Origin of the sequence: Sulfuricella sp. T08 (assembly GCF_000971475.1) — a bacterium.
GTDB lineage: Bacteria > Pseudomonadota > Gammaproteobacteria > Burkholderiales > Sulfuricellaceae > Sulfuricella.
This window is the reverse complement of record NZ_DF967539.1, coordinates 146,702-171,985: the sequence shown is the minus strand read 5'-3', so window position 1 is coordinate 171,985 and position 25,284 is coordinate 146,702. Positions and strand designations below refer to the sequence as shown.

Annotated in this window: 26 protein-coding genes and 1 tRNA gene; 12 read left to right on the top strand and 15 right to left on the bottom strand. The window is 57.8% G+C overall.

The annotated features are described in order from the left end of the window. Positions 1-28 precede the first annotated feature (28 nt). On the top strand, positions 29-673 hold the full coding sequence (gene msrA, locus SCT_RS10175) for a peptide-methionine (S)-S-oxide reductase MsrA (protein ID WP_059422504.1): 645 nt from the start codon (positions 29-31) through the stop codon (positions 671-673). A gap of 44 nt (positions 674-717) precedes the next feature. Here the strand turns inward: msrA and SCT_RS10170 are convergent, their stop codons facing one another. The 10 genes from SCT_RS10170 to SCT_RS10125 all read right to left on the bottom strand — a co-directional run bounded on the left by SCT_RS10170 (position 718) and on the right by SCT_RS10125 (position 8,809). Continuing rightward, the gene (locus tag SCT_RS10170) at positions 718-909 is read right to left on the bottom strand and encodes a hypothetical protein (protein ID WP_059422500.1); all 192 of its coding nucleotides are present in this window, start codon (positions 907-909) and stop codon (positions 718-720) included. Positions 910-1,140: 231 nt separating this feature from the next. Next, positions 1,141-2,232 carry a redox-regulated ATPase YchF gene (gene ychF / locus SCT_RS10165; RefSeq protein ID WP_059422494.1) on the bottom strand — a complete coding sequence of 364 codons (1,092 nt, stop codon included), beginning with the start codon at positions 2,230-2,232 and terminating at the stop codon, positions 1,141-1,143. 56 nt (positions 2,233-2,288) lie between these two features. After that, on the bottom strand, positions 2,289-3,008 hold the full coding sequence (locus SCT_RS10160; RefSeq protein WP_059422489.1) for a pseudouridine synthase: 720 nt from the start codon (positions 3,006-3,008) through the stop codon (positions 2,289-2,291). Positions 3,009-3,015: 7 nt separating this feature from the next. After that, complete coding sequence (pth, locus tag SCT_RS10155; RefSeq protein WP_059422485.1) at positions 3,016-3,612, bottom strand: aminoacyl-tRNA hydrolase; 597 nt, start codon at positions 3,610-3,612, stop codon at positions 3,016-3,018. A gap of 96 nt (positions 3,613-3,708) precedes the next feature. Beyond that, on the bottom strand, positions 3,709-4,335 hold the full coding sequence (locus SCT_RS10150) for a 50S ribosomal protein L25/general stress protein Ctc (RefSeq protein ID WP_059422481.1): 627 nt from the start codon (positions 4,333-4,335) through the stop codon (positions 3,709-3,711). A 104-nt stretch (positions 4,336-4,439) separates the two neighbouring features. After that, positions 4,440-5,390 carry a ribose-phosphate diphosphokinase gene (locus SCT_RS10145; protein WP_059422477.1) on the bottom strand — a complete coding sequence of 317 codons (951 nt, stop codon included), beginning with the start codon at positions 5,388-5,390 and terminating at the stop codon, positions 4,440-4,442. Between the two features lie 65 nt (positions 5,391-5,455). Further along, positions 5,456-5,530, bottom strand: a tRNA-Gln gene (locus SCT_RS10140). Beyond that, on the bottom strand, positions 5,531-6,379 hold the full coding sequence (ispE, locus tag SCT_RS10135) for a 4-(cytidine 5'-diphospho)-2-C-methyl-D-erythritol kinase (protein ID WP_059422475.1): 849 nt from the start codon (positions 6,377-6,379) through the stop codon (positions 5,531-5,533). Continuing rightward, positions 6,376-6,981 (bottom strand): lipoprotein insertase outer membrane protein LolB, encoded by a 606-nt coding sequence (lolB, locus tag SCT_RS10130; protein ID WP_082098288.1) that lies wholly within the window; start codon positions 6,979-6,981, stop codon positions 6,376-6,378. The genes ispE and lolB overlap by 4 nt, the downstream gene beginning before the upstream one ends. A 103-nt stretch (positions 6,982-7,084) precedes the next feature. Continuing rightward, positions 7,085-8,809 (bottom strand): tetratricopeptide repeat protein, encoded by a 1,725-nt coding sequence (locus SCT_RS10125; protein WP_059422465.1) that lies wholly within the window; start codon positions 8,807-8,809, stop codon positions 7,085-7,087. A gap of 331 nt (positions 8,810-9,140) precedes the next feature. Between SCT_RS10125 and SCT_RS10120 the strand changes: the two genes are divergently transcribed. The 7 genes from SCT_RS10120 to SCT_RS10090 all read left to right on the top strand — a co-directional run bounded on the left by SCT_RS10120 (position 9,141) and on the right by SCT_RS10090 (position 17,296). Further along, on the top strand, positions 9,141-9,884 hold the full coding sequence (locus SCT_RS10120; protein ID WP_059422459.1) for an ABC transporter ATP-binding protein: 744 nt from the start codon (positions 9,141-9,143) through the stop codon (positions 9,882-9,884). Next, complete coding sequence (locus tag SCT_RS10115; RefSeq protein ID WP_059422455.1) at positions 9,881-10,624, top strand: ABC transporter permease; 744 nt, start codon at positions 9,881-9,883, stop codon at positions 10,622-10,624. The genes SCT_RS10120 and SCT_RS10115 overlap by 4 nt, the downstream gene beginning before the upstream one ends. Continuing rightward, positions 10,625-11,977 carry a GldG family protein gene (locus SCT_RS10110; protein WP_059422453.1) on the top strand — a complete coding sequence of 451 codons (1,353 nt, stop codon included), beginning with the start codon at positions 10,625-10,627 and terminating at the stop codon, positions 11,975-11,977. Beyond that, complete coding sequence (locus tag SCT_RS10105; RefSeq protein WP_059422452.1) at positions 11,974-12,810, top strand: DUF4340 domain-containing protein; 837 nt, start codon at positions 11,974-11,976, stop codon at positions 12,808-12,810. The genes SCT_RS10110 and SCT_RS10105 overlap by 4 nt, the downstream gene beginning before the upstream one ends. Positions 12,811-12,817: 7 nt before the next feature. Further along, positions 12,818-13,633 (top strand): bifunctional DNA-formamidopyrimidine glycosylase/DNA-(apurinic or apyrimidinic site) lyase, encoded by an 816-nt coding sequence (mutM, locus tag SCT_RS10100; RefSeq protein WP_059422449.1) that lies wholly within the window; start codon positions 12,818-12,820, stop codon positions 13,631-13,633. Between the two features lie 402 nt (positions 13,634-14,035). Beyond that, on the top strand, positions 14,036-14,950 hold the full coding sequence (locus SCT_RS10095) for a PilZ domain-containing protein (RefSeq protein WP_059422447.1): 915 nt from the start codon (positions 14,036-14,038) through the stop codon (positions 14,948-14,950). Positions 14,951-15,331: 381 nt separating this feature from the next. Continuing rightward, positions 15,332-17,296: a dynamin family protein gene (locus SCT_RS10090; RefSeq protein WP_059422445.1), complete on the top strand. Its 1,965-nt coding sequence runs from the start codon at positions 15,332-15,334 to the stop codon at positions 17,294-17,296. 70 nt (positions 17,297-17,366) lie between these two features. Here SCT_RS10090 and SCT_RS10085 read toward each other — a convergent pair whose 3' ends face one another. Genes SCT_RS10085 through SCT_RS10065 form a run of 5 tightly spaced genes read right to left on the bottom strand, consistent with a single transcriptional unit; the run spans position 17,367 to position 21,313 of the window. Further along, positions 17,367-17,618: a YfhL family 4Fe-4S dicluster ferredoxin gene (locus SCT_RS10085; RefSeq protein WP_059422443.1), complete on the bottom strand. Its 252-nt coding sequence runs from the start codon at positions 17,616-17,618 to the stop codon at positions 17,367-17,369. Between the two features lie 21 nt (positions 17,619-17,639). Further along, positions 17,640-18,122, bottom strand: coding sequence for a pantetheine-phosphate adenylyltransferase (gene coaD, locus SCT_RS10080; protein ID WP_059422441.1), 483 nt, complete (start codon positions 18,120-18,122; stop codon positions 17,640-17,642). Then, positions 18,112-18,675, bottom strand: coding sequence for a 16S rRNA (guanine(966)-N(2))-methyltransferase RsmD (rsmD, locus tag SCT_RS10075; protein ID WP_059422439.1), 564 nt, complete (start codon positions 18,673-18,675; stop codon positions 18,112-18,114). The genes coaD and rsmD overlap by 11 nt, the downstream gene beginning before the upstream one ends. Positions 18,676-18,678: 3 nt before the next feature. Further along, complete coding sequence (locus tag SCT_RS10070; RefSeq protein ID WP_059422437.1) at positions 18,679-19,995, bottom strand: pitrilysin family protein; 1,317 nt, start codon at positions 19,993-19,995, stop codon at positions 18,679-18,681. Next, positions 19,985-21,313 (bottom strand): pitrilysin family protein, encoded by a 1,329-nt coding sequence (locus tag SCT_RS10065; protein ID WP_237759657.1) that lies wholly within the window; start codon positions 21,311-21,313, stop codon positions 19,985-19,987. The genes SCT_RS10070 and SCT_RS10065 overlap by 11 nt, the downstream gene beginning before the upstream one ends. Before the next feature lie 115 nt (positions 21,314-21,428). On the opposite strand from SCT_RS10065, the gene ftsY reads away from it, so the two are divergent. The 4 genes from ftsY (at position 21,429) to rpoH (ending at position 25,051) form a co-directional block, all read left to right on the top strand. Next, complete coding sequence (gene ftsY / locus SCT_RS10060; RefSeq protein WP_059422431.1) at positions 21,429-22,388, top strand: signal recognition particle-docking protein FtsY; 960 nt, start codon at positions 21,429-21,431, stop codon at positions 22,386-22,388. Continuing rightward, positions 22,385-23,038 (top strand): cell division ATP-binding protein FtsE, encoded by a 654-nt coding sequence (gene ftsE / locus SCT_RS10055; RefSeq protein ID WP_059422425.1) that lies wholly within the window; start codon positions 22,385-22,387, stop codon positions 23,036-23,038. The genes ftsY and ftsE overlap by 4 nt, the downstream gene beginning before the upstream one ends. Beyond that, positions 23,035-23,943: a permease-like cell division protein FtsX gene (gene ftsX, locus SCT_RS10050; protein WP_059422420.1), complete on the top strand. Its 909-nt coding sequence runs from the start codon at positions 23,035-23,037 to the stop codon at positions 23,941-23,943. Before ftsE ends, ftsX begins: the two co-directional genes overlap by 4 nt. Before the next feature lie 244 nt (positions 23,944-24,187). Continuing rightward, positions 24,188-25,051: an RNA polymerase sigma factor RpoH gene (gene rpoH / locus SCT_RS10045; protein ID WP_059422415.1), complete on the top strand. Its 864-nt coding sequence runs from the start codon at positions 24,188-24,190 to the stop codon at positions 25,049-25,051. Positions 25,052-25,284 lie beyond the last annotated feature (233 nt).

Genomic DNA, 25,284 nt, shown 5'->3' with positions numbered 1-25,284 from the left:
TTTCGCGTTAATTTTAAGGAGTTCCATCATGCCAACCATAAAACGTTTCCGCCGCTATTTACTCGGCAGCCTGTGCCTCTTGTTCAGCCTGACCGCACTATCTGACGCCACGGCTGCACCTGCCGAGGAAACGGCGGTATTTGCCGGCGGCTGTTTCTGGGGAGTGGATGCGGTGTTCAAGCACATCAAGGGGGTGTCTGAAGTGGTGTCCGGCTATGCGGGTGGCAGCGCGGCCACGGCGCACTACGGACAAGTCAGCGGCGGTGATACCGGGCATGCCGAAGCGGTGCGCGTCCAGTTCAATCCGGAGCAGGTTTCCTATCAGCAGCTGCTGCAGGTGTTTTTCAGCGTGGCGCACGACCCCACCCAGCTAAACCGCCAAGGCCCGGATACCGGCAACCAATACCGCTCGGCGATTTTTTTCACCAGCACCGAGCAGCAAAAAATGGCGCAAGGCACCATCCAGCAACTCACCGCCGCGCGCACTTTTTCCAGGCCTATCGTCACGCAAGTCGTGCCGCTGCAGCTGTTCTATCCCGCCGAGGAGTATCACCAGAACTATCTGGCCTTGCATCCCAACCAGCCCTATATCGTCATCCACGACAAGCCCAAGCTGGAGCAAATGCGCAAACGATTCCCCGCGTTGTACACGCCAACGGGGTCAGTTCGATAAAGGATGACGCAGCTCAGCGGGGCTGAGCTGGCGGGAAATGCTGGCTAGTGTTTCCAGTCTGTGGCGCGGCGTTGTTGCGGATTAAAGATTACCCGCGTCCTGACCTCTGGCGGGACGCCTTCATCGTTCATGATCTTGATGCCCGTGGGAACATCGATCAGCAGCGCTGCCGCCAGTCCCTTGTTTACAGCGGCCTCCAGCTTTGTGTCGCGGCGATCGTGGCGAAAGTATTTCATGGTTTCACTCCATACCCGGATCCGCGCACCCGGCGCTGCGCAGAGTGGTCACGCCGGGAGATATATGCTGCGGAATTATTCAGTATAGTTTTTTTACGCCGGATGTTCCAACGAAGTTCCGTTATGGGTAGAGCAACAAACCACCACATATCCTGGACCAGATGCAAACAAGGGAAAGACCTTATGTACGCATCGCATCCGGTCAGTATGTAAAACCCTGGTCAGAGCCTGTCAAACGTTGAACCTGAAGTGCATTACGTCGCCGTCGTGCACGATGTATTCCTTACCTTCAAGGCGCATTTTTCCGGCTTCTTTCGCGCCCTGCTCGCCCTTGCAGGCAACGAAATCGTCGAAGCTGATCACTTCGGCTCGAATGAAGCCATGCTCGAAGTCGGTGTGAATCACGCCCGCGGCCTGCGGCGCGGTATCGCCGGCGTGGATGGTCCAGGCCCGCACTTCCTTGACCCCGGCGGTAAAATAGGTCTCCAGGCCCAGCAGCTTGTAGGTGGCACGGATGACGCGGTTCAGGCCCGGCTCGTCCAGCCCCATGTCGGCCAGGAAAGCTTTTTTGTCTTCATCTTCCAGGTCGGCGATCTCGCCTTCCATCGCGGCGCAGATCGCGACCACCGGCGCATTCTCGCGCTTGGCGAATTCTTCCACCTTGGCCAGCATAGCGTTGTTGTCGAATCCGTTCTCGTCCACGTTGGCAATGTACATGGTGGGCTTGGCGGTCATCAGGCACAGTGGCTTGAGCAGTTCCCGCTCTTCGACTGTCTGAACCAGCGCACGCACCGGCTGCCCCTGATCCAGGTGTGCCCGCACTCTTTCCAGCAGGGCAAGCACCTGGACCGCCTCCTTGTCGCCGGTCTTGGCCGCCTTGTTATAGCGCATGAACGCCTTCTCGACGGTTTCCAGGTCGGCCAGTGCCAACTCGGTGTTAATCACTTCGATGTCGGAAATCGGGTCCACTTTGCCTGCCACGTGCACCACGTTTTCGTTGATGAAGCAGCGCACCACGTGAGCAATCGCATCGGTCTCGCGGATATTGGCGAGGAACTTGTTGCCCAGGCCCTCGCCCTTGGACGCGCCCGCCACCAGGCCGGCAATGTCAACAAATTCGACCACGGCATGCTGCACCTTCTGCGGCTTGACGATTGCCGACAGTGCATCGATGCGCGGGTCTGGCACTTCAACGATGCCGACGTTGGGCTCGATCGTGCAGAAAGGGTAATTTTCCGCTGCAATTCCGGCGCTGGTGATGGCGTTGAACAAGGTGGACTTGCCCACGTTGGGCAGTCCGACGATTCCGCATTTCAAACTCATGAAAATCCTTTAATTATCAATTCACTTCCAGGCAAACCAAACAGCCATTATAACCCTCACACGCCAGGCACCAGCAATGCCCGCTGCACTTCGTCCAGATAACACCATTCACCCTCTTTCAGCTCCAGCGCATCCAGCGTTAAATTGCCAATCGCCGAGCGACGCAAGGCAGTGCAATGGTTGCCAGCGGCAGCCAGCATGCGCTTGACCTGATGGTACTTGCCCTGCACCAGCACGATCTCCAGCTGGTGCTCGGACAGCTTGCGGCAGGTCAACGCTGCCAGCGGTGCGGGCTCATCGTGCAGTTTCACGCCGGCCAGCAGCTGCTCGACCAGCTCGGGCGTCACCGGATCGTGCGTGGTGGCCGCATAAACCTTGGGGACGTGCCGCTTGGGGGACGACTGGGCATGAATAAAAGAGCCGTCATCCGACATCAACAATATCCCGGTGGTGTCGTGATCGAGACGCCCCACCGGCTGCACATCACGCCAGGTAAATTGTTCCGGCAAAAGGGTCAGCACGCCGGGGTGGTGGCTGGGCTTCCTGGAACACTCAAAATTGGCGGGCTTGTTCAGCGCGATATAGACATGCTCGCGGTAAACCCATGGTTCGCCATAAACGACAAACTCAAGAGCCTCGGTTTCAAATGTGGCGCGAGAGTTGGTAATGCATGCGCCGGCAATCGAAACCTCACCCGCTTCGATCATCTGCTGGCAACCCTTGCGGGTGCCAAAGCCCTGGGATTGGAGGATGCGGTCGAGTGTCAGCTTGCTCATGGAGTCCTCAAGCGCCTTCCGATTTCGGTTTGGTATGCAGCTTGATCATCGCGGCGGGAAAGTCCCCCGACAGCAGTTGCGGCAGCCCAGCGAGGCTGGTATCGACGGCGGCGTCGATCAACTCCTGCTCTGCGCGCTGCGGCGCATTGAGCACGAAGTTCACCACTGCGTCGCGGTCGCCAGGATGACCGATACCCAGGCGAAGGCGCCAGAAATCCGGCGTGCCGAGTTGGGCAATGATGTCCTTGAGGCCGTTATGTCCGCCATGACCGCCACCTTTTTTCAGGCGCACCGTGCCTGGCGGCAAATCGAGCTCGTCGTGCACCACCAGGATCTCGTCCGGGGTGATCTTGTAAAAACCGGCCAGTGCGCTGACGGCACGACCGCTTAGATTCATGAAGGTTTCCGGCTTCAGCAGCCAGACCTCGCGATTGTTGACGGCGAGCCGTGCGGCCAGGCCATGAAACTTTTTTTCAGGCTTGAAGCAGGCGGATTTTCCCGCGGCAACGGCATCCACCCACCAGAAACCGGCATTGTGCCGGGTGGCTTCGTACTCCCGTCCCGGATTTCCCAAGCCCACAATCAGGCGGATTCCTGTCGTCATTTCCCATCCACAAATGAAAAAACCCGCCGAGCGCACCCCATAAAGGTCGTATGCTCGACGGGCTCCTTACAAGCAGCCAAGCAGCTGCGAAGTGGCTTACGCCTTGGCTTCGGTCGCTTCTGCCGCTTCTGCCGCTGCTGCCGCTTCCACAGCACCGCGCGGAATGGTGATCGTCGCCACAGCCAGATCTTCGCCTTTGGTCAGCGGGATCAGTTCGATGCCCTTGGCCAGTTTCAGCTCGGACAGGTGTATCGAGTGACCGGCAGCCAGGTTGGCCAGATCCACTTCGATGAACTCGGGCAGGTCCTTCGGCAGGCAGGCCACGTCCACTTCGGTGATGATGTGGCTGACGATACCGGCAGAAAGCTTCACGCCAGGAGCGATGTCGGCATTGGAGAAATGCAGCGGCACCTTGATGTGAATCTTCTCTTTCGGGTTAACGCGCTGGAAGTCCACGTGCATCACTACCGGGCGGAATGGGTGCATCTGGTAGTCACGCAGCAGCACCTGCTCGGCCTTGCCGTCGAGGTTCAACGACAGGATCGTGGCGTGAAAGGCCTCGTTCTTCAGTTTGTAGAACACTTCTTTGTGGTCCAGTTCGATGGCTGCAGCAACTTTGTCACCACCATAAACAACTGCCGGGATACGACCCGTGCGACGCAGGCGGCGGCTCGCACCCGTTCCCTGTAGCGTACGCGCGGTTGCGCTGATTTCGATTTTCATGTTGATGCTCCTAAAGTTAAAATGCCGCCCGCGACCAGGCAGCATTCGGTTTGCGCAGAGCCAGTTTAGCCGGTTTTAAATCGGCTTCGCGGCTCCACAAAAAATTATTCCATGAACAGCGAGCTGACCGAATCCTCGTTGCTGATCCGGCGCATCGTTTCGGCCATCAGTTCCGCAATGGAAAGCTGGCGGATGCGGCTGCAATTTTTGGCTTCATCGTGCAACGGGATGGTGTCAGTCACCACCAGCTCGTCCAGATGCGAACTCATGATGCGCTCCACCGCCGGACCGGATAGCACCGGGTGGGTACAATACGCCACCACTTTTTCCGCGCCGTGCTCTTTCAAGGCCGAAGCGGCCTCGCACAGGGTGTTGGCGGTATCGACCAGATCGTCCATCAGCACGCAAGTGCGGCCCCGGACGTCGCCGATGATGTGCATCACCTTGGCGACGTTGGGCTTGGGACGGCGTTTGTCGATGATCGCCAGATCCACGTCAAGACGTTTGGCTAGTGCACGGGCACGCACCACACCGCCGACGTCGGGTGATACCACAATCAGGTTCTCGTAATGCTGCTTCCACACATCGCCGAGCAGAATCGGCGCGGCGTAGACATTGTCCACCGGAATATCAAAAAATCCCTGAATCTGGTCAGCATGCAGGTCCATGGTCAGCAGACGATCCACGCCGGCGCTGGTAAGCATGTTCGCCACCACCTTGGCGGTGATCGCAACGCGCGCCGAGCGCGGCCTGCGATCCTGGCGCGCATAGCCCAGGTAAGGAATGGCCGCGGTAATGCGTCCGGCCGAGGAGCGCTTGAGCGCATCCACCATCACCAGAACTTCCATCAGGGTGTCATTGGTCGGGGTGCAGGTCGACTGCAGCACGAATACGTCCTTGCCGCGCACGTTCTCGAGGATCTCGATCATCACCTCGCCGTCGCTGAAACGACCGACCGTCGCTCGCCCAAGGCGAAGATTGAGATGTTTCACCACCTCCTCGGCAAGCCGGGGATTTGCGTTACCGGTGAAAACCATCATGCTGCCGTATGCCATGACGCGCCCTTAAAAACAAACGTAGGGACGGCGCATGCGACGTCCCTACCGGTTTGGATTACAACTGGCTGGGGAGGTAGGGATCGAACCTACGAATGCTGGAATCAAAATCCAGTGCCTTACCACTTGGCGACTCCCCATTAACTTATAAAATCGTACAAAGGGTGCCTATCCAGGCCCTTTGCTACAAAACCGGCCATCTGCGCCGGCTTCGTGGAAAACACTCTGCGCGCCTCTTCCTCGCTCGAGAACGTGGCAAAAACACACGCTCCCGATCCGGTCATCCTGGCATCGCCGAAGGCCTTGAGCCAATCCAGACACTCGGCAACCTGCGGGTACTTCCGGCACACCACAGGCTCCAGATCATTTTTTAGTTGATCCAGCCTTCCGCAGCCCGTTGAAAAGTCCGACATTTTGATAGGTTTCGTATCGCGTGTCAATTCCCTGCTGGTAAAAATCTCTACCGTGGATACTGCCACCGGCGGCACCAACACCACATACCAGGCAGACGGAAGCGCCACCGGCTGGAGCTTTTCTCCCACTCCCTCGGCAAAAGCGCTCTCGCCGAACACGAATGCCGGCACGTCAGCACCCAGGTGCAAACCCAGTTCCTGCAACATCTGGCGGCCGAGATTCAGGTTCCACAAGCGATTCAGAACCAGCAGCGTAGTAGCAGCGTCGGAACTGCCCCCACCCAGGCCGCCGCCCATCGGCAAACGCTTCTCCAGGACGATATCCGCACCCAGACGGCATCCGGTTTCCCGCTGCAGCAGACGCGCAGCGCGCACGGTAAGATCCTGTTCCGGATCCAGGCCGGGTAGCGGATTGACCCGCCGGATCACGCCATCATCGCGGACAGTAAAAGAAAGGCTATCGCCGTAATCGACAAAACGAAACACCGTTTGCAATAAATGGTAGCCGTCCGACCGCCGGCCCACCACATGCAGAAACAGGTTCAGTTTGGCCGGGGCGGGAAAGGTAGTGGTCACGGCAGCACCCAGTCATCGATCACCAACCGGACCCGCAGGCGCTCGTCCAGCGTCACCTCAAGCTTGGCTGGCAACAAGATCCCCTGCACCATCCGGTAACCGAGATAATCGACGCGCCAGCCATCCTGACGCAGGGTACGAAGCTGCATATTATCGTCCAACTCTCTTTCTGCCGCACTGTCCGGTGCAGTGCGGCCCATCACCCAGTATTGCAGGCCGCGTGCCGGCAGACGCCAGCCCAGCACTTCCTCAGTCAGGCTTTCCACATCCGCGGCACGGTAACCCTGCCCCTCTGCGGTCTCCAGCGAGGCGCCGGCAGAATTGCTCACAATCCGGGCGACACCCTGCCCCAACGGGGAAAGGATGAAAATCTCGTCATCCCCGGCGCCGTGACTCCACCGCAGCGAACCGGAAAAACTTTCCCCGTTGTGCGCCACGCCGATCCGGCCTGCCAGCCGGAACAAGCCATCGGCACTGATGTCGGCCTGTGGGCGGGCAGCGGATTCAAGCTCGGGCGGCGGCACTGGTAGTTCAGCGCAACCCCATAGCAGCATGGAAAAACAACTGGCAACGAATAAACCGGTAAATCGCAGATTTGTCATTCTCAAAAATCGGTGAGGGATGCGGGGCAAGGCGTGAGGGGAAAAGTCAAAAAAACGGTGCGGTGGGGGTTTGGCTTTCCGCCTCACCCCTCACCGCACCGCACTACTTTGCAGGAATAAATTTGTTAATGACATTCAAAAGCGTTTCGTGCCCGGGATTTTCCTTCAGGGCATCGCGCCAGATTTTTTCTGCCTCTTCACGCTTGCCCCTGGCCCATAGGACTTCGCCAAGGTGCGCCGCGATTTCCGCATCGTGCTGGCCGGTGTAGGCGCGCCTCAGGGTGTCTTCCGCCTTGTCGAGTTGCCCCATGCGGTAATGCACCCAGCCCAGACTGTCCATGATAAAAAAGTCATCCGGCGCCAGCTCAAGCGCCTTTTCGATCAGCTGCCGCGCCTCATCCAGCCGCTCGGTGCGATCCGCCAGAGTGTATCCCAACGCATTGTAGGCATGGGCGTAATCGGGCTTGATCTGGATCAGCTTGCGCAGGTCCTGCTCGAGAACGTCGATCTTGCCCAGTTTTTCCGCCGCCATCGCATGGTCGTAGAGCAGATCAGGATAATTCGGCAGCTTCTCCAGCGCCTTGCCCAATAATTCAAAGGCCTCGTCATAAGCCTTGGCATCCCGCAACAGATGCGCCTCCGCCACGACAACCTGAACCCGTTGCTGATTGTTCAGCACCGGGATCTGCCTGAGGTACTGACGTGCCTCCGAAAGCTTGCCCTGTTTGGCCAGCATGGCCGCACGACGGATTTGCGCGGGAACATACTGCTCCCCCCGACCGACCGAACCATACCAGTCTGCGGCTTCGTCATAACGTTCACGTTCATCGAACAACTGGCCGAGATACATACGCACCATGGCTTCATCGCGATATTGGCCGGCCAGCGCCTGTTTCAGGTGTTTTTCTGCAGCGTCGTAATCCTTGAGCTGCATCGCCAGCAGGCCGACCGACAAGCTCACTTCGGGATTTCCGGGCAGATCGTTGAGCAGCTTTTCAAACTGGGCACGCGCCTCGACGTATTGGCGGTCGCTCACCAGCAAACGGGCATAAGCCAGTCGCACATCCTGCATTTTGGGATATTCGCCCAGCAGGCTCCGGTAAAACTCCAGCGTCTCGGAGATGGAGGTACGCTGCAGCAACTGCCCCTGGAACAGCACCGCCGCCTCCCAACCGGAACGAAGCTGGCTTGCTTCACGAATTTCACGCAGCGCCAGTTCGTCCTGGCCGGCACTCCATGCCGCATAGGCAATTGTGAAATGCGCTTCGGCGCGATTCAGATAGGGCGCGGCCAATTCCTGCACCAGAGCCAAGGTAGCCGGCTTATCCTTCTGCCGCGACAGCATCTGATTCAAATGCAGCAGCGCCCCGCCAACTTTGTCGCCTTCTCCTGCCAGCAATTTCTCCAGATGGGGCTTGGCTTCCTGCAGGCGACCGCTGTTCAGCAGTATTGCCGCCACGGCCTGCCGCGCCTGGGCTTCGTCCGGGTCGATCTGTTGCCACAGCGTGGCCGCCTCCAGTGCCGGAGCTTCGCGCCGCGACTGCAGGGCCATCTCGGTGGCCCGTTTTGCCAGGCGCGGATCGCGAGTGGTTTTGGCCAGATCCAGCATACCCTCGGTGGCCAGCCCCATATCGCCACGCTGTCCGGCGACCTCAGAAACCAGGTACTGGAACAGAAGTGGGTTGGTCAAGTTGACATTGGGCAGCACCGGGCTTCGTTCTGCACGCTCCGGCTCAACGACGGGCTGAACGGCTTCTTTCGGCGACAGTTGGGCGCACCCGGCAGCAACCAGCGCGGCGGGAGCCAGCAAGAGATATTTAAATTTCATCACAGGGATATAATAATCCTAGAAACCTTAGTTGGACGGGGTGGAGTGTGCGGTTTTGGGGGTGCAGGGCAAGGCGCAACGACGCGGAATGGTCGTTCCATTCCAAGGAGTTGCAACGCCGCCATACGCCGCAAAAACCGTGCAATCCATCCCGTAGCGAGCTCAACAACCGGGTGGAACAGTAAATCATGAAGAAATATATTGCAATCACGGTGTTAAATATTCAGCCGAGCGGTCAACTGAGGTTTCTAGGATGATGCAGTTGGCAAATGCGCTCTTTACGCGTTCCCCATATTAGGACATATTTGCGCTTTTTCAAAGCAACCAGGGCATGACGAAGATTACCGTTTCCATCAAAGACCTTTCCCGCAGCTACGGCTCCCGCTCCGCCGTGCGGAACATCGGCTTCGAACTGCGCCAGGGCGAGGTACTGGGCCTGCTCGGACCGAACGGCGCCGGCAAGACCACCACCCTGCAAATGCTGGCCGGTTGTCTGGCTCCCAGCACCGGCGCCATCGAAATCTGCGGCATCAACCTGCTGGAGCGCCCACGCGAAGCCAAGGCACTGCTCGGCTACCTGCCGGAAACTCCGCCTCTGTACCGGGAGCTGACCGTGGATGAATATCTCCGCCTTGCCGCGCGACTGCACCGCATTCCCAAGCATGAAATCGCCGATGCTGTTGACAAGGCCCGGCAGCGCTGCGGCCTGATCGAAGTCGGAAAACGTCTGATCGGAAATCTGTCCAAAGGCTACCAGCAGCGGGTGGGCATCGCCCAGGCGATCGTGCACAATCCGCGCGTGGTGATCATGGATGAGCCCACTGTCGGCCTCGATCCGATCCAGATCCGCGAGATCCGCAGCCTGATCCGCGAGCTGGGCGGAGAGCACAGCGTGATCCTTTCCACCCACATCCTGCCAGAGGTGGAAAGCGTCTGCGACCGCATCCAGATCATGAACCAGGGCAAACTGGTATTCGGCGGCGACATGACCGAACTGAAGCAGACTTATCCGGACCAGGCCAACCTGGAAGAAGTCTTCATCCAGCTGACCCAACAAGCAGAGGAAAAAGCATGATTTTCACCATTGCCGCCAAGGAACTGAAAATCCTGTTCAGCGGGCCGATGGCGTGGATTATCCTGGCCGTGCTGGAGATCATCCTCGCCTATTTTTTTCTGAACCAGGTCGATGCCTTTCTGGCGATCCAGCCGCAGCTGACCGCCCTCGCCAACCCGCCGGGTGTTACCGAGCTGATTGTAACGCCCCTGTTCGGCAACGCCGCGATCATTTTGCTGATGGCGGTGCCGCTCCTGAGCATGCGCCTGATCGCCGAGGAGCGGCGCAACCAGACGCTTAATCTATTGCTGAGCGCGCCGGTTTCGGTTAGCGAGATCATCCTCGGCAAATTCCTCGGCCTGATGGCTTTCCTCTCCCTGTTGATCGGTCTGGTTGCGTTGATGTCACTGTCGCTGTATGCCGGCGCAACGCTCGACCCGGGGCTGCTGGCCGGCAACATCGTCGGACTGGTGCTGCTGGCAGCCAGCTTCGCCGCGCTCGGCCTGTTCATTTCCAGCCTCACGGCACACCCGATCATCGCCGCGATTGGCACTTTTGGCGCACTTCTTGGCCTGTGGATCATCAATATGTCGGCGCATGACGCCGACAGTTGGCTGAACACCCTTTCGCTGATGAAGCATTTCGAATCGTTCAACCGCGGCATCATCGCCAGCGCCGACGCTGCCTATTTCGTGCTGTTCATCGCTTTGTTCCTGGTGCTGGCGGTGCGCCGGCTCGACAATGACAGGACACATGGCTAAATGAAAATCCCCAATCGATCCCGCTTCCAGTTGCGCCTGCAAAGCGCCATCTTTCTCGTCCTGTTCCTCATCGCCATCGGCCTGCTGGTCACCCTTTCCCGCGAATACACGGCACAATGGGACATCACCCGCAACAGCCGCAATTCGCTGAGCCAGGCCAGCATCGACGCGCTCAAGAGTCTGTCCGGCCCGGTCACTATCACCGCCTACGCCACCCAGCAGGACCCCCGGCTAGGCGATGTGCGCAAAATCATTCGCGAATTCATCAGCCTCTACAGGCTTGCCAAGCCCGATCTCACGCTCAAGTTCGTCGATCCGGCGGAACAGCCCCAGTTGACTCGGGCGGCCGGCATCCAGGCCAATGGCGAAATGGTGGTTGAATACCAGGGACGCAGCGAGCACCTCACCAACCTGAACGAGCAGATGCTGACCTCTCTTCTTACCCGGCTGACCCGCGCCGGCAAGCGCATAGCGTTCTACCTGGACGGACACGGCGAACGCAAGCTCGATGGCATGGCCAACCACGATCTCGGCGATTTCGGCAGGAAGCTGGAAGCCAAGGGCTTCAAGACGGCAAGCCTCAACCTCTCACTGGCCCAGGACGTGCCCGACAACGCCAGCCTGCTGATGATCGCCAGCCCGCAAGTGGATCTGATGCCGGGGGAAGTGGAGAAGCTGAATAAATTCCTGGAAAGGGGTGGCAACCTGCTGTGGCTGATCGACCAGGAGCCGCTGCACGGATTGCAGCCGCTGGCTGAAACACTTGGGCTGGTGCTGACGCCCGGCACGATAGTGGACCCCGCCGCCCAGCAGCTCAACGCTGCTCCGACCATTGCCCTGGGCGCCGTTTACGGCCGCCATCCGGCGACACTCGGCTTCAATCTTGTCACCGCCTTCCCCTATGCCCGCACTATCAGCTCCAGCGAAGGCAAAGGCTGGCTGGCCACCTCCTTGATCGAGGTCGCACCGCAGGGATGGGTGGAAACCGGCAAGCTCGACGGGACCATCGCCTACGACAAGAACCGCGACACGCCGGGGCCGGCAACCATCGCCATCGCCCTTGAACGTAGCGTGGAAGACAGGAGCCAGCGGGTCATCGTGGTCGGCAACGGCGGTTTTCTCTCCAACACCTATCTCGGCAACGGCGGCAACCTCGACCTCGGCCTCAACCTGTTCAACTGGCTGGCCGGGGACGACAGCCTCATCACCATCCCGACCAAGGCCGCCCAGGACACCAGCCTCAACTTGAGCAAGAGCGCCGCAGCGGTAATCGCCATCGGCTTTCTCATCATACTGCCGCTGGCATTTATCGGCGTCGGCATCGGCACCTGGTGGCGACGGCGCAAGGCATGAAATCCCGCATCCTGCTGAACCTAGTGCTGACCGCGCTGGTCGCCGTCCTGATCCTGCTGGTCTGGCTCAAGCCCAAGCCCATGGCCCAAGCGGAATTCAAGCTCTCCACCCTCGCCAGCGCCAGCGCCAGCATTAACCGTATCGCCATCGAAAAGCCCGGCCAACCGGCCATCGTGCTGCAAAAAAATCCGGCGGGCTGGCGCCTGAGCGCGCCATTCCAGGCACGGGCGGAAGGGGCGGCGGTCGGACGCCTGCTGGAAATCCTCGCCGCCACCAGCCCGCAACGCTTCCCCGCCACCGACCTTGGCCGCTTCCAGCTCGACAACCCCCTGTTACGCCTCACGCTCAACGATCAGGAATTCAGCTTCGGCACGCAGAACACGCTGACCGGCGAGGTCTACGTCGCCACGAATGGCGGCGTCCATCTGGTCGCGCCCAGCTATCTTGCCCATGCGATGAAAATGCCTGCCGATTTCGCCGCCCGCGCCTTTTTGGCTGAGGAAGAAAAACTGGCCGGCTTCGAGTTTGCGGATCTGAAACTCAGCCAGGACAGCGATGGCAAATGGTCGACCTCCCCTGCCCGCCAAGACTTGAGCCAGGATGACATCAACCGCTGGGTGGACGAATGGCGCAACGCTTCCAGCCTGGTTACCCAGCCCTACGACGGCACGCCCCCGCAGGAATCCTTCACCCTGCGCCTCGGCGATGGCAAGCTCATTCCCTGCAAAATCCTGCGGCGCGAACCAGAGCTGGTAATACTGCGCGAAGACGAGAAACTGCAATACCATTTCCCTGCGGGAATTGGGAAACGCTTGCTCAGCCCTGGCAAATAATCAAACCATGCCCGAACTACCCGAAGTAGAAACTACACGCCGCGGCCTGGAACCCCACTTGGTCGGCCAGCGCATCCAGGCTGCCATCGTCCGCCACACCGGCTTGCGCCATCCAGTACCGGAAACGCTGAAACAAGTCCTGCCCGGCTTAACCCTGCGCAGCATCGAACGACGCGGCAAATACCTGCTGCTGGATTGCGGAGAGGGCTGGCTGATCCTGCACCTCGGCATGTCGGGCAGCCTGCGCATCCTACCCGCCGCTACGCCGCCTGAAAAACATGACCACTTCGATCTGGTAGTGGAAAGCGGCCAGTGCATGCGGCTGCGCGACCCTCGCCGTTTCGGGGCAGTGCTGTGGACGACGGCGCCGCCGGAAAACCATCCGCTACTGGCCCGCCTCGGCGTCGAGCCTCTGACAGCAGCTTTCGACGGCGATTTCCTCTACCGGGTGTCGCGCGGTCGCCGGACCCCGATCAAGCAATTCCTGATGGACGGTCACATCATTGTCGGTGTCGGCAACATCTACGCAAACGAAGCGCTGTTTTCCGCCGGCATCAGCCCGAAAACCGCGGCCGGGAGGCTGGGCAAAGCGCGCTGCGCCAATCTGGCGGCTTTAGTGAAGGACATCCTGAATCTGGCAATTGCCGCGGGCGGCAGCACCCTGCGCGATTTCGTCAACAGCGCCGGCAACCCCGGCTATTTTCAGCAGCAATATGGAGTCTATGGCCGCACCGGCCAGCCCTGCCTGCGTTGCGGTACGACAGTACGCCAGTTACGTCAGGGGCAACGTTCCACCTTCTACTGCCCCGGGTGCCAGAAATGACGCCTGGACACGCCATAAAATATCGGCGAATCGCGCTGATTAATTTAACAAGAATATGCTATTAATCTAGACTTGAGGTTTCCAGTAGTCTACCCGAATGCCTTGATGACCAAGCATAATGCGACATGCGCTCTGACACAGCAAAAAATAGAGGCACGGATCAGGTTGAATAGGCTAGTACCCCTTTTTCCGGTAGAGTTCGTAATTACCGCATTTCAACCGGTTTTGAAATGTCCAGTTGAGTCGGGACGATTCAGCTTTTAGTAGAAAAATAGCCAGTTGCCCTATGGCAGCACAACTGCCTTTTCGGGCTGAAATCTGCTGCCTTGGCCTGTGCAGGAGCTCCCTGAAAAACGTTGCTCTATGATTTTTGGCGGGTGGCAGTATGCGAGGAGAAGAGAAGTGATAAAAACATTCCTTGGCAAATCCCTTGGCTCTGAGAGGGCTAAGGAGCCATCATCGGGAAACGCCACCCAGACGAGGATCGACCTCGATCAGGTCAAGAAACTAATCGAGTTTTTCCCGATTGGGAAAAAACTGCGCTATTACCCCGAGTTCCAGAAGGAAATTGTTTTCGACACATTTGTCATCGCCTACTGCGCGAACGGAGAATTTGTCTATTCCGGGGAAGCGATCGATCGCGACTCTCAAGGCTATCCGACGGCGTTCTGTGCAGGGAAAAACGAAGAGCGAATACCTGTTTCCGATCTCAAGCTGTTTCAGCTGCTCGTTCCGGACACGTCCGACCTTGAGATGAAGCTCGATTATCATCGGCGTGCGCTTATTGGCCGAAAGCGGCAATTTAACAAGGGCAATTCCATTTCCCTGATCTCCAATGCGGGGGCCAAGGGCGTGTCGACTGTAGATACCGTGGTGGCGAAGCAGATCGCGCTGCCCGATGGCCCTTACGCGCATGCGAAGATGGTCTTGCTGACGCCGGAACTGGATACTCTGGCTGTTACCGATCAACGAAAGAAGGCTCGCGCGAAAATCTGTGCTCCGGTGGCGGTGTCTTTGCCGGAAGGGAAGTTATCCGGGCCCTGCACAATTTATGATTTATCCGAGGACGCTATGCGTATCCGTGTGCGTGACCGCGATACAACGATGCCTGTGATGCCACGGGGTAGCGAAGTGATTCTTGACATCGATCTCGGTGAAGCGAAACGGCTCTACACTATCAAAGGATCGGTAATCCGCAGCTCGCCGGAGACCTGCGCTATTAAGCTGGAGGGGCTGTTCAAGGACGGAAGGCTTCGCAGCTTCGATCCGCTGGACCTTCTGGAATTGAAGACTGGGTTGCTCAACTACGGCGCGTGAATCGAGCAGATGTTTGCAGAAGCTTGATGACTTTGATTGCCCTCAGGAACGCGTTCCGCAACTGGGAAAGCAGCAACTAAAGAGGTCCGTTTCAATTAAGCTTTTAAAAAACTCCGGAGTCTTGCATTGCAACAAGGCTTTCCCCAACAACCACCCACAACCCCACACAAATATTCGCCTTGACGCCGCTTAAACGTCAGCCGAAGGCACGTAAAGTAAGCGTGGGAGGATACCCGTCACCCCCGCCACTCAATTTTTGGATGCCCCGGCTGCCAGAAGTGACGTTCAATACGTGCGTTAAAATATTGATAAGTCACGTTGATGTGGTGTATTTTGTGATAAAGTTTAATCCATTTGAATAAACCATCCCCCGGGGGAATCATGGCACACGATGATCTGGTCGCACATTTCGAAGCCTACAGCGCCTGGCGCAGCCGCCTGACTGACAACGTCGGCGACTTTCGCAACTGGCTCAACGAGCAGGAACTGAACGACGCGCAAACGGATCTGCGCATCCAGCACTTGCTCGACCGGCTCCATGACGACAAGCTCAACGTGGCCTTCGTCGCCGAATTCTCGCGCGGCAAATCCGAGCTGATCAACGCCATTTTCTTTGCCGATTACGGCCAGCGATTGCTGCCTTCGAGCGCTGGGCGCACCACCATGTGCCCGACCGAACTGATGTACGAGGAAGGTCGCGAACCCTGCATCCAGTTGCTGCCCATCGAAACCCGTGGCGCCGACACCACCACCACGGAGTACAAGCGCTACCTCGACGAATGGAAAATTCTGCCGCTCGACATCGAATCGAGCGATGCCATGGTCAATGCCTTCCTGCAGGTGAGTCAGACCAAGCGGGTCAGCCTGGATGAAGCCGCACGCTATGGCCTGTATAACGAAAAAGACGAAAACAACATCGTTACCGTGCATGAAGACGGCACGGTGGACATCCCCTGCTGGCGCCATGCCATCATCAACTTCCCTCATCCGCTGCTGAAGCAGGGCCTGGTCATCCTCGACACGCCGGGTCTCAACGCCATCGGCACCGAGCCGGAGCTGACCCTGAACCTGCTGCCCAACGCTCATGCGGTGCTGTTCATCCTTGCCGCCGACACCGGCGTCACCAAGTCAGACATTGAAGTCTGGCGCAATCACATCGGCAACCAGCAAGGGCATCAGAAGGGCCGCCTGGTGGTACTGAACAAAATCGATGGCCTGTGGGACGAGCTGAAAAGCAGCGAGGCCATCGAAAACGAAATCGACAAGCAAGTCACCACCAGCGCCAGTCTGCTTGGCATCAAGCCCGACTATGTCTTCCCGGTTTCCGCACAGAAGGGGCTGCTCGCCAAGATCAATCAGGACGAACCGCTACTCGAAAAAAGCCGCTTGCTGGCGCTGGAAAAATCGCTCAGCGACGAGCTCATTCCCTCCAAGCAGGAAATCGTCCGGGACAATACCAAAGGCGAAATTGAGTACATGGAGGAAAGCATACGCTCGATTCTGGATGCGCGTCTTGCCGGCGTGCGCGAGCAACTGGATGAACTGCTCGGACTGCGCGGCAAGAATGAGGACGTGATCGAGCACATGATGTCCAAAGTAAAGAAGGACAAAGAAGATTTCGAAAAAGGCCTGCAACGCTTCCAGGCACTGCGTAGCGTATTCTCCCAGCAGACCAATATCCTGTTCGCCCACCTCGGCATGGATGCGCTCAGGACCGAGGTCAAGAACACCCGCGTCGCCATGGTCGAGGCCAAATTCACCAAGGGCATGCGCGATGCCATGAGCCAGTTTTTCAGGGATGCCAACGAGAACATCGCCCAATCCGCCAAGCAGATCGAGGAAATCAAGGGCATGATGGGCGCGATGTACAGGAAATTCAACGAGGAGCACGGGTTAAGTCAGACGGCTCCCGCCCAATTCTCGACCCTGAAATACCACAAGGAAATCGCCCGGCTGGAAAAAGCCTACAACGAGCACTTCAACACCGTGCTCAACATGCTGACCCACGAAAAATTTTCCATCACCACGAAATTTTTTGAAACTCTGGCAAACCGGGTGGTGCATGTATACGAGGTCGCAAACCAGGATGTGGAAAACTGGCTGAAGGCAATCATGGCACCGATGGAAACCCAGGTACGCGAACATCAACTCCATTTGCGCCGCCGCCTGGAAAGCATCAAACGCATCCACAAGGCAACCGACACGCTGGAAGACCGGATCACCGAACTGCAACACATGGAAGGCGGCATCCTCAAGCAACTGCAGGATTTGTCCCTGTTGCAGCAGCAGATTGCCAACTCGCTGGCCTACGAGCAAGAAACACAACCTGTTGCGGCAAGCGCCTGAGCTTTCCGTCCATAAAAAAACGGCGGCATGGAGTTCCATGCCGCCGTTTTTTATCCAGACCCGGGTTGGTTTAACCCTGGGCTTGTAGCGCCTCGTACTTGGCCTGCAGTTCTTCCTTGCTTTCCACATGGCTGGGATCGAGGATGCAGCAATCAACCGGACAGACGCTGACGCACTGAGGCTCGTCGTAATGCCCCACGCACTCGGTGCACAGATTGGGGTCGATCACGTAGATTTCATCGCCCTGTGTAATTGCACCGTTGGGACATTCGGGTTCGCACACATCGCAATTGATGCATTCGTCGGTAATCATCAGAGCCATAATCAGTTTCCTTCCGAAATATTAAGAAAAAATCTTGTGTTGCAGCCTCGCCTTGACCGAGGGTTGCACAAACTGGCTGACATCCCCACCCAGCAGCGCAATCTCCCTGACCATGCCGGCCGAAATAAACATATATTGATCCGATGGTGTCAGGAATACCGTTTCGACCTCGGGATACAGACTCCGGTTCATTCCCGCCAGCTGAAATTCGTATTCAAAATCCGAAACCGCGCGCAAGCCCCGCAACACGACGCGTACATCCTGCTCGCGCAAAAAATTCATCAACAGCCCGGAAAACCCCACCACTGTTACTTTTGGCACATCGGCCAGCACTTCCCTCGCCATGTCCACACGTTCTTCCACGGTAAAATAGGGCTTCTTGCTCTGGCTGTCGGCCACCGCGACAATCACCTCGTCAAACAGTCGAATAGCGCGCCGCACCAGGTCTTCATGGCCAAGGGTAATCGGGTCGAATGTGCCGGGGTAAACCGCTCTAAGCGCCATGGGGCCCTTCAGTTTTTCGCTTCAGCAAACAGTAAAATACATTGCCCGCCCGACCGCTGCGCCAGACTTCCCATCCTTCACCCGGATCAAGCGCCTGTTCGGTTTCAGCGTAAACAAAACCATCGGTCGCGAGCCGGTCAGGAAGAAGGGGCAATAATAACGGTAAAATTCCTTGGTGGAAAGGTGGGTCGAGAAAAATCACATCGAACGCTTTCCCTTCACGGGAGAGGGTTTTTAGCCCATCCCCCGCCACCAGATCCAGTCGATCCGTACCAAGTTTACGTGCATTTTCCTGCAACGCTTTCAGCACTTGGGGGTTTTGCTCAACCATCACCACACGCCGCGCCCCGCGTGAAAGCGCCTCAAACCCTAGCGCCCCGCTACCGGCGAACAGATCCAGACAGGTCTTGCCATCCAGTGTCTGCCCCAGCCAGTTGAACAAAGTTTCCCGCACCCGGTCCGGGGTCGGGCGCAAACCCTCTGCTTGCGGGAAATTGACCAGGCGGCCACGCCATTCGCCGGCGATGATTCTGACCTTGCTCTGCTGTGCCAAGGACTATTTCGCCTCGTCCGCACCGACTACCACGGTCACCATTTTGCCCGGGTGGATGCGGCGGATAAAGGCATCCCTGATCTGGGCAACCGTCACTTTTTCAACCTTACCGGAAAAATCATCCAGATAGGAAAGCGGTAACCGATAAAACCCGATCACGGTAAGGTAATCGAGGATTTTTTTATTGCTGTCCAATCGCAACGGAAAGCCCCCCACGATATTTTGCTTGGCCTTCTTCAACTCGTCCTCGGTTGGCCCCCTGGAAACGAAATCCTGCAAGGTCTTGCGCACCACGACCAGCGCCTCGTCGGCTTGCTCGCGCTTGGTCTGCAGGCCAATCTGGAACGGCCCGCTTTGCTGCAACGGCAGAAAATAGCTATAGACGCTGTATACCAGTCCGCGCTTTTGCCTGACTTCCTCGATCAAGCGCGAGGCGAAGCCGCCCCCGCCCAGGATGTAGTTGCCGACATAAAGCGGGAAATAATCCGGGTCAGTGCGCGTCATGCCCGGCTGCCCGATGAGAATGTGGCTCTGCGTGGCGGGATGGGCTATTTTACGTGTTTCCCCCATGGACATGGCCACCACTGGCAAGGGCTGTGGCTCGCCTTCAGCCCGCGGCAAGGCCGCTGTTAGCTGAGCGGCAATCTCTCTGGCCTGGGCCGGAGTAACATCGCCGATCACGGCAACAACTGCCTCATCAGCGCGATAATGCGCGCGGTAAAAGCCGACCAGATCCTCGCGCCGCAGTGCGGCGATCGATTCCGGCTCAACCATGGAGGATAGCGCGTAAGGGTGGGTTCCATAGATCATTGAATTGAACAACCGCCCAGCGATGAAGTCCGGTTGGGTCTTGGCTTCCTTGAGTTCAGCGATGGATCGGGTTTTCTCCCGCGCCAGCACCGCCTCAGGGAAATCCGGGGATTGCAGCGACTTGGCCATAATCTCCAAAGCCTGGCCGCGCTCCCGCTCGCCGCTCAAAGTGCGCAGGCGCAGTCCGGCCCGGTCCTGATCGAAGCTGCCACCCAGATTGGCACCGATATCGGCCATTCGACGGGAAATTTCTTCCTCGGTCATCCCGCCCGCACCCAAGGTAAGCAGATGATGCGTCATGCTCGCCAGACCCGGCCTGAATTTGTCATCCCGGCTATCACCAGCAGGAAACTCGACACTGATATCCAGCAACGGCAGATCGTGATTCTCAACAAAATATACGCGCACGCCGTTGTCCATCTGCCAATGCTGGATCGGCAGTGCTGCCTGGGCGGCGGTGGCGACAAACAGCAGACCAGCAAAAACAAAATCCAAGAATTTAATTCGCATGACGTCCTCCCGGAACAGGTTTCACCGGCTTCACGCCATCCATAGGTTGCGGGTCCAGCACAGCCACCGTAAGGCGGTCGTCGACCAGATATTTCTGCGCCACTTCCTGCACCTGCCTGGCAGTTACCACCTTGAGTTTCTCAAGGCGCGTTTCCAGGGTGTTCAGAGGCAGTCCGGCTGTTTCCACCTCGCCGATCAGCATCGCCTGGTAGAACATCGAATCGCGCTGATAGACCTGAGCCGCGATCACTTGTGCCTTGACACGCTGCAACTCCTCCTCGGTCACGCCATCCCGCTTGATTTTCTCAATCTGCTCGCGGATTGCCGTTTCCAGTTCGGCGACACTCTTGCCCTCGGCGGGGGCTCCGTCCAGGGTGAACGTCGAAGGCCCGCGCGAAATCAGGTCATACCCGGCCCCGGCCGACACCGCAATCTGCTGCTCCCGCACCAGCGCCTGATTGAGTCGCGCCGAGGCATGGCCGTCCAGCACGCCTGCCAGCACCTCCAGCGCGTAAGGTTCCTGGTCGTTGCCCGGATCACGCAGAGAGGGCGTGTGGTAGCTCATGGCAAGATAGGGCAGCTTGGCGGGAGCTTTAACGGCCACACGCTTGATGCCGCGCTGATCTGGTTCGGCCTGGGGTTTGCGCTGGGGCAGTGCAACCGGCCGAATTTTGCCGAAATAGCGCTTGGCCAGTTTCAGCACCTCCTGAGGTTTGACGTCGCCCACTACCACCAACGTGGCGTTGTTCGGCGCATACCAGCGACGATACCAATCCCTGGCATCGTCTGCTGTCATGTTTTCCAGATCATTCATCCAGCCGATGATCGGGTGATGGTAGGGATGGGCCTCGTAGGCTGCCGCCATCAGTGTTTCATAGACTAGCGCCTGCGGTTTGTCTTCTGTGCGCATTCGCCGCTCCTCCATCACCACCTTGATCTCTTTCGCAAACTCCTGCGGCAAAAGCACCAGGTTATGCATCCGGTCGGCTTCCAGCTTCAATGAAAGCTCCAGCTTCGATTTCTGTAGCTGCTCAAAATAGGCCGTGTGATCACGGCTGGTGAAAGCGTTTTCCCGTCCGCCAGCCGCAGCGACAATCTTCGAGAATTCACCGGCGGGGACCGCCTTGGTTCCCTTGAACATCATGTGTTCCAGGACGTGAGCCACGCCGGTTGTGCCGTTAAACTCATCCATGCTGCCGGCGCGATACCATACCTGAGACACCACCACCGGGGCGCGATGGTCTTCCTTGACGATTACCTTCATGCCGTTGGCCAGCTTGTATTCATGGACTGTCGCCATGGCCTGGAACGGTAGCATCGCTGCCAGCAACCACATACACCGGATTAATGTTTTTTTACGCTGCACAAAACCTCCCAATCGCCTAAAATGACGAAGTTGTGAATTATAGCCTACCTTGAGACCACCACCCCCCATGCTAAATTTCTTCAAATCCGACAAGAAAGCCGACGAAAGCCAGGAACAACCCCTGGGCTGGGCGGCCAGACTGAAACAAGGGTTAGCCAAAACCCGAGCCATCCTGAATACGCCGGTTTCCGGGCTGTTCAGCGGCGGCAAGATCGACGAGGCGTTTTACGAGGAGCTCGAAACCGTCCTGCTTTCCGCCGATGTCGGTGTCGCCGCCACCCAATACCTGCTGGATGACCTGAGAAGCCGCGTCAAGCGCGACAAGCTGGATGATGCGGCGCAGCTTAAGCAGGCTTTGCGCGATGGCCTGCAGACCTTGCTCACCCCGCTGGAATCACCTCTAGCCCTGTCCGGCCACAAACCCTATGTGATCATGATGACAGGCGTCAACGGCGCCGGCAAAACTACCACTATCGGCAAGCTGGCCAAATATTTTCAGGCCCAGGGAAAATCGGTGTTGCTCGCCGCCGGCGACACCTTCCGCGCTGCAGCGCGCGAACAATTGCAGGTATGGGGAGAGCGCAACAATGTCACGGTCATCACCCAGGAAGGTCATGACTCCGCCGCCGTGATCTTCGACGCGATCCAGGCAGCGCGAGCGCGCGGAATCGACATCGTACTGGCCGACACTGCCGGACGGCTGCCTACCCAGTTGCACCTGATGGAAGAACTGAGAAAGATCAAGCGCGTCATCGCCAAGGCCGAACCGGGCGCACCCCACGAAACCATCCTGGTGCTCGATGCCAACACCGGCCAGAACGCCATCGCCCAGGTCAAATCTTTTGATGATGCCTTGCAGGTGACCGGACTGGTCCTGACCAAACTCGATGGCACAGCCAGGGGCGGCGTCATCGCCGCTATCGCCAAGACCCGCCCGATCCCGGTGAGGTTCATCGGCGTCGGCGAGCAGCTCGATGATCTGCGGCCCTTTGTCGCTAAGGAATTTGTTGAGGCACTGTTTGAATGATCTCATTCAGCCAGGTTTACAAACGCTACCCAGGCGGCCATGAGGCACTGAAAAACCTCAGCTTCACCATCGAAGCCGGCGAGATGGCCTTCATCACCGGGCCAACCGGCGCCGGCAAGAGCACCTTGCTAAAACTGGTGGCAGCAATAGAGAAACCCTCATCCGGCAGCGTGGTGGTAAGCGGCCAGAACATCGGCAAGCTGCGCCGCAGCGCCGTTCCTTTCCTGCGCCGCAACTTCGGCCTGATCTTCCAGGATCACAAACTGCTCTATGACCGCAATGTGCTGGAAAACGTTATCCTGCCGCTGGATATTGCCGGTTTGCAGCGGGCCGAAAGCATGAAGCGGGCTCGCGCCGCACTCGACAAGGTAAATTTGCTGGGACTGGAAAAGGCGAACCCGATTTCCCTTTCCGGCGGCGAGCAACAACGCCTGTGCGTGGCTCGGGCGATCGTTAACCGCCCGGCCATCGTGCTGGCCGACGAACCTACCGGCAATCTCGACGCCGATTATGCCGGCGAAATCATGGAAATGTTCAAATCCTTCAATCAGGTCGGCGTCACTCTCTTGATCGCCACCCATGACGAGTCGCTGATCGCACGCTACAGCAGCCGGGTGTTACATCTGAAGCAGGGAGAGCTATTAATATGAACTGGCTCAGCCAACACCGCGTCGCCTTGGGGCTGATCCTCGGTCGCTTCGCCCATGCGCCTTTCTCCAGTCTGCTCGCCATCATCGTCTTTGGCGTCACGCTCAGCCTGCCGCTGGGCCTTTATACGCTGATCGAAAACGTCAAGCTTGTTGCTGGCAACGTCAGACTTGAACCCCAGATCACCGTGTTCCTGTCCCCCGGCGCAAATGCCGACAACGCCAGACAGGTCGAGTCACGGCTGAAAGAGTTCAATACCATCAAACAATTCCGCTTCATCCAGCGCGACCAGGCGTTGCAGGAGCTGCTGCAAAGCACTGGACTTGTAGACGTCACCGCGGGACTGGAACGGAACCCGCTGCCGGACGCCTTCGTGATAGAACCCAAAAGCATCAATCCTGGTGGGCTCGAAAATCTGCGCAAAGATCTGATGAAGTTGCCCAAAGTGGACAAGGTACTGCTGGACACCGCTTGGGCAGAGCGCCTTAACGCCATGGTGCGTCTCGGCCGCGACATAACCCTGATTCTTGCCGTCCTGCTCGGTTTTGCCCTGATGGTGATCACCAGCAATACTATCCGTCTGCAAATCCTGTCACAGCGCGAAGAAATCGAGATCAGCACGCTGATCGGTGCGACCGATGCCTTCATCCGCCGCCCCTTCCTTTACCATGGGGTACTTCAGGGCTTGGGCGGCGGCCTCGCCGCCTGGCTCATTGTCAGCCTTGGCCTGCAACTGCTCAACTTCGGCATAGTCGACTTGGCAAAACTCTACGCCGCGCAATTTCGACTGCTTCCACTGGGCACCAACGATATTCTCAGCCTGCTGCTGTTCTCCTCCCTGCTCGGCTGGCTCGGCGCGTTTCTGGCGGTAGGCAGGCATTTGCGCCGGATCGAGCCCAGAGCTTAAGTTCCTTGCCAATAAAGTCCGGGAGTCGAACCTCAGACGACTCATGCGAAGGGCAGCAGCTTCGAATAAATTTCAGAAATATAATTATTGACTAATATAGTCGTAAGTTAGTATAGTTGACAATATTACTCGGACATTTCTGTCGCACGAGGGAATGCGCTGAACTTTTCCAACGAACTTTTTCGACTATTTGGCACTCTCATTCCCCGAGTGCTAGAATTAAAAAACTTGGAGGAATAATCATATGACGAATGCTTTATTAGCCATTTCCATCCCTTCTGCGGTTGGCAGTCTGGAAAGCTATATCCAGTCGGTCAAGGCAATGCCGGTACTGAGCGCCGAGGAAGAACACGAACTGGCGTTACGCCTGAAGCGCGACAACGATGTGGAAGCAGCACGGATGCTGGTGGTTTCGCACCTGCGCGTGGTTGTGAATATCGCACGCGGCTACATGGGTTACGGCCTGCCCCAGGCAGACCTGATTCAGGAAGGTAATATCGGCTTGATGAAGGCCGTGCGCCGCTTCGACGGTGAGCGCGGCGTGCGTCTGGTTTCCTTTGCCATCCACTGGATCCGCGCCGAGATGCACGAATACATCCTGCGCAACTGGCGCCTGGTCAAGGTCGCCACCACCAAGGCGCAGCGCAAACTGTTCTTCAATCTGCGCAGCATGAAAAAGGGCCTCGGCTACCTCGGCCCGGATGAGGTTAACAGCATTGCCAAGGATCTGGGCGTAAAGCCGGAAGAAGTGGTGGAAATGGAAAGCCGCATGGGCGGTCAGGATATCTCCATGGAAACCCACGGCGGAGACGAGGATGAAGGCACCGGCCCGATTGCTTATCTCGCGGCCGATGCAACCAATGAACCCGCAGCCCTGCTGGAGCAGGAACAAACCAGCCAGTTACGCGAGCGCGGTCTGTCAAGCGCGTTGCAGGGCCTCGACGACCGCAGCCGCCGCATCATCGAGGCGCGCTGGCTCACCGAGAATGCGAGTTCCACGCTGCATGAGCTCGCTGCAGAGTATGGCGTGTCCGCGGAACGCATACGCCAGATTGAGCAAAAAGCCTTGCAGAAAATGAAGACGGCCATTGTGGCCGAGACCGCCTGAGTTCAACGCAGTAAAATAAAAAAACGGGGCGCGAAATGCGCCCCGTTTTTTTGTCTCGTATTCCGGCGTCTGATCAGGCCAGAATCACGGAAAAAAAGCTGATCCAGCTCCAAACCATCAAAGTCACCACGATAGGCATCACAAATTTAGCCATTGTCATCTCCTTAATTAAAAATCTGATAAGAATCCATTTCTTGAATGGGGCAATTCTAGTTCAAAGCCCCTTCGCATTC

What these genes read in the sequence shown, in the direction of transcription:
- SCT_RS10105 (WP_059422452.1), top strand. Translation starts at nt 11,974, where the DNA reads ATGAAATCCCGCATCCTGCTGAACCTAGTGCTGACCGCGCTGGTCGCC.
- coaD (WP_059422441.1), bottom strand. Translation starts at nt 18,122, where the DNA reads ATGGCGCTTAGAGCGGTTTACCCCGGCACATTCGACCCGATTACCCTT.
- SCT_RS10150 (WP_059422481.1), bottom strand. Translation starts at nt 4,335, where the DNA reads ATGAAAATCGAAATCAGCGCAACCGCGCGTACGCTACAGGGAACGGGT.
- pth (WP_059422485.1), bottom strand. Translation starts at nt 3,612, where the DNA reads ATGACGACAGGAATCCGCCTGATTGTGGGCTTGGGAAATCCGGGACGG.
- SCT_RS10125 (WP_059422465.1), bottom strand. Translation starts at nt 8,809, where the DNA reads ATGAAATTTAAATATCTCTTGCTGGCTCCCGCCGCGCTGGTTGCTGCC.
- SCT_RS10145 (WP_059422477.1), bottom strand. Translation starts at nt 5,390, where the DNA reads ATGGCATACGGCAGCATGATGGTTTTCACCGGTAACGCAAATCCCCGG.
- SCT_RS10065 (WP_237759657.1), bottom strand. Translation starts at nt 21,313, where the DNA reads ATGCTACCGTTCCAGGCCATGGCGACAGTCCATGAATACAAGCTGGCC.
- SCT_RS10115 (WP_059422455.1), top strand. Translation starts at nt 9,881, where the DNA reads ATGATTTTCACCATTGCCGCCAAGGAACTGAAAATCCTGTTCAGCGGG.
- rpoH (WP_059422415.1), top strand. Translation starts at nt 24,188, where the DNA reads ATGACGAATGCTTTATTAGCCATTTCCATCCCTTCTGCGGTTGGCAGT.
- msrA (WP_059422504.1), top strand. Translation starts at nt 29, where the DNA reads ATGCCAACCATAAAACGTTTCCGCCGCTATTTACTCGGCAGCCTGTGC.
- SCT_RS10090 (WP_059422445.1), top strand. Translation starts at nt 15,332, where the DNA reads ATGGCACACGATGATCTGGTCGCACATTTCGAAGCCTACAGCGCCTGG.
- mutM (WP_059422449.1), top strand. Translation starts at nt 12,818, where the DNA reads ATGCCCGAACTACCCGAAGTAGAAACTACACGCCGCGGCCTGGAACCC.
- SCT_RS10160 (WP_059422489.1), bottom strand. Translation starts at nt 3,008, where the DNA reads ATGAGCAAGCTGACACTCGACCGCATCCTCCAATCCCAGGGCTTTGGC.
- ftsX (WP_059422420.1), top strand. Translation starts at nt 23,035, where the DNA reads ATGAACTGGCTCAGCCAACACCGCGTCGCCTTGGGGCTGATCCTCGGT.
- SCT_RS10170 (WP_059422500.1), bottom strand. Translation starts at nt 909, where the DNA reads ATGAAATACTTTCGCCACGATCGCCGCGACACAAAGCTGGAGGCCGCT.
- lolB (WP_082098288.1), bottom strand. Translation starts at nt 6,981, where the DNA reads ATGACAAATCTGCGATTTACCGGTTTATTCGTTGCCAGTTGTTTTTCC.
- SCT_RS10120 (WP_059422459.1), top strand. Translation starts at nt 9,141, where the DNA reads ATGACGAAGATTACCGTTTCCATCAAAGACCTTTCCCGCAGCTACGGC.
- SCT_RS10070 (WP_059422437.1), bottom strand. Translation starts at nt 19,995, where the DNA reads ATGCGAATTAAATTCTTGGATTTTGTTTTTGCTGGTCTGCTGTTTGTC.
- ychF (WP_059422494.1), bottom strand. Translation starts at nt 2,232, where the DNA reads ATGAGTTTGAAATGCGGAATCGTCGGACTGCCCAACGTGGGCAAGTCC.
- SCT_RS10085 (WP_059422443.1), bottom strand. Translation starts at nt 17,618, where the DNA reads ATGGCTCTGATGATTACCGACGAATGCATCAATTGCGATGTGTGCGAA.
- SCT_RS10110 (WP_059422453.1), top strand. Translation starts at nt 10,625, where the DNA reads ATGAAAATCCCCAATCGATCCCGCTTCCAGTTGCGCCTGCAAAGCGCC.
- ftsY (WP_059422431.1), top strand. Translation starts at nt 21,429, where the DNA reads ATGCTAAATTTCTTCAAATCCGACAAGAAAGCCGACGAAAGCCAGGAA.
- ftsE (WP_059422425.1), top strand. Translation starts at nt 22,385, where the DNA reads ATGATCTCATTCAGCCAGGTTTACAAACGCTACCCAGGCGGCCATGAG.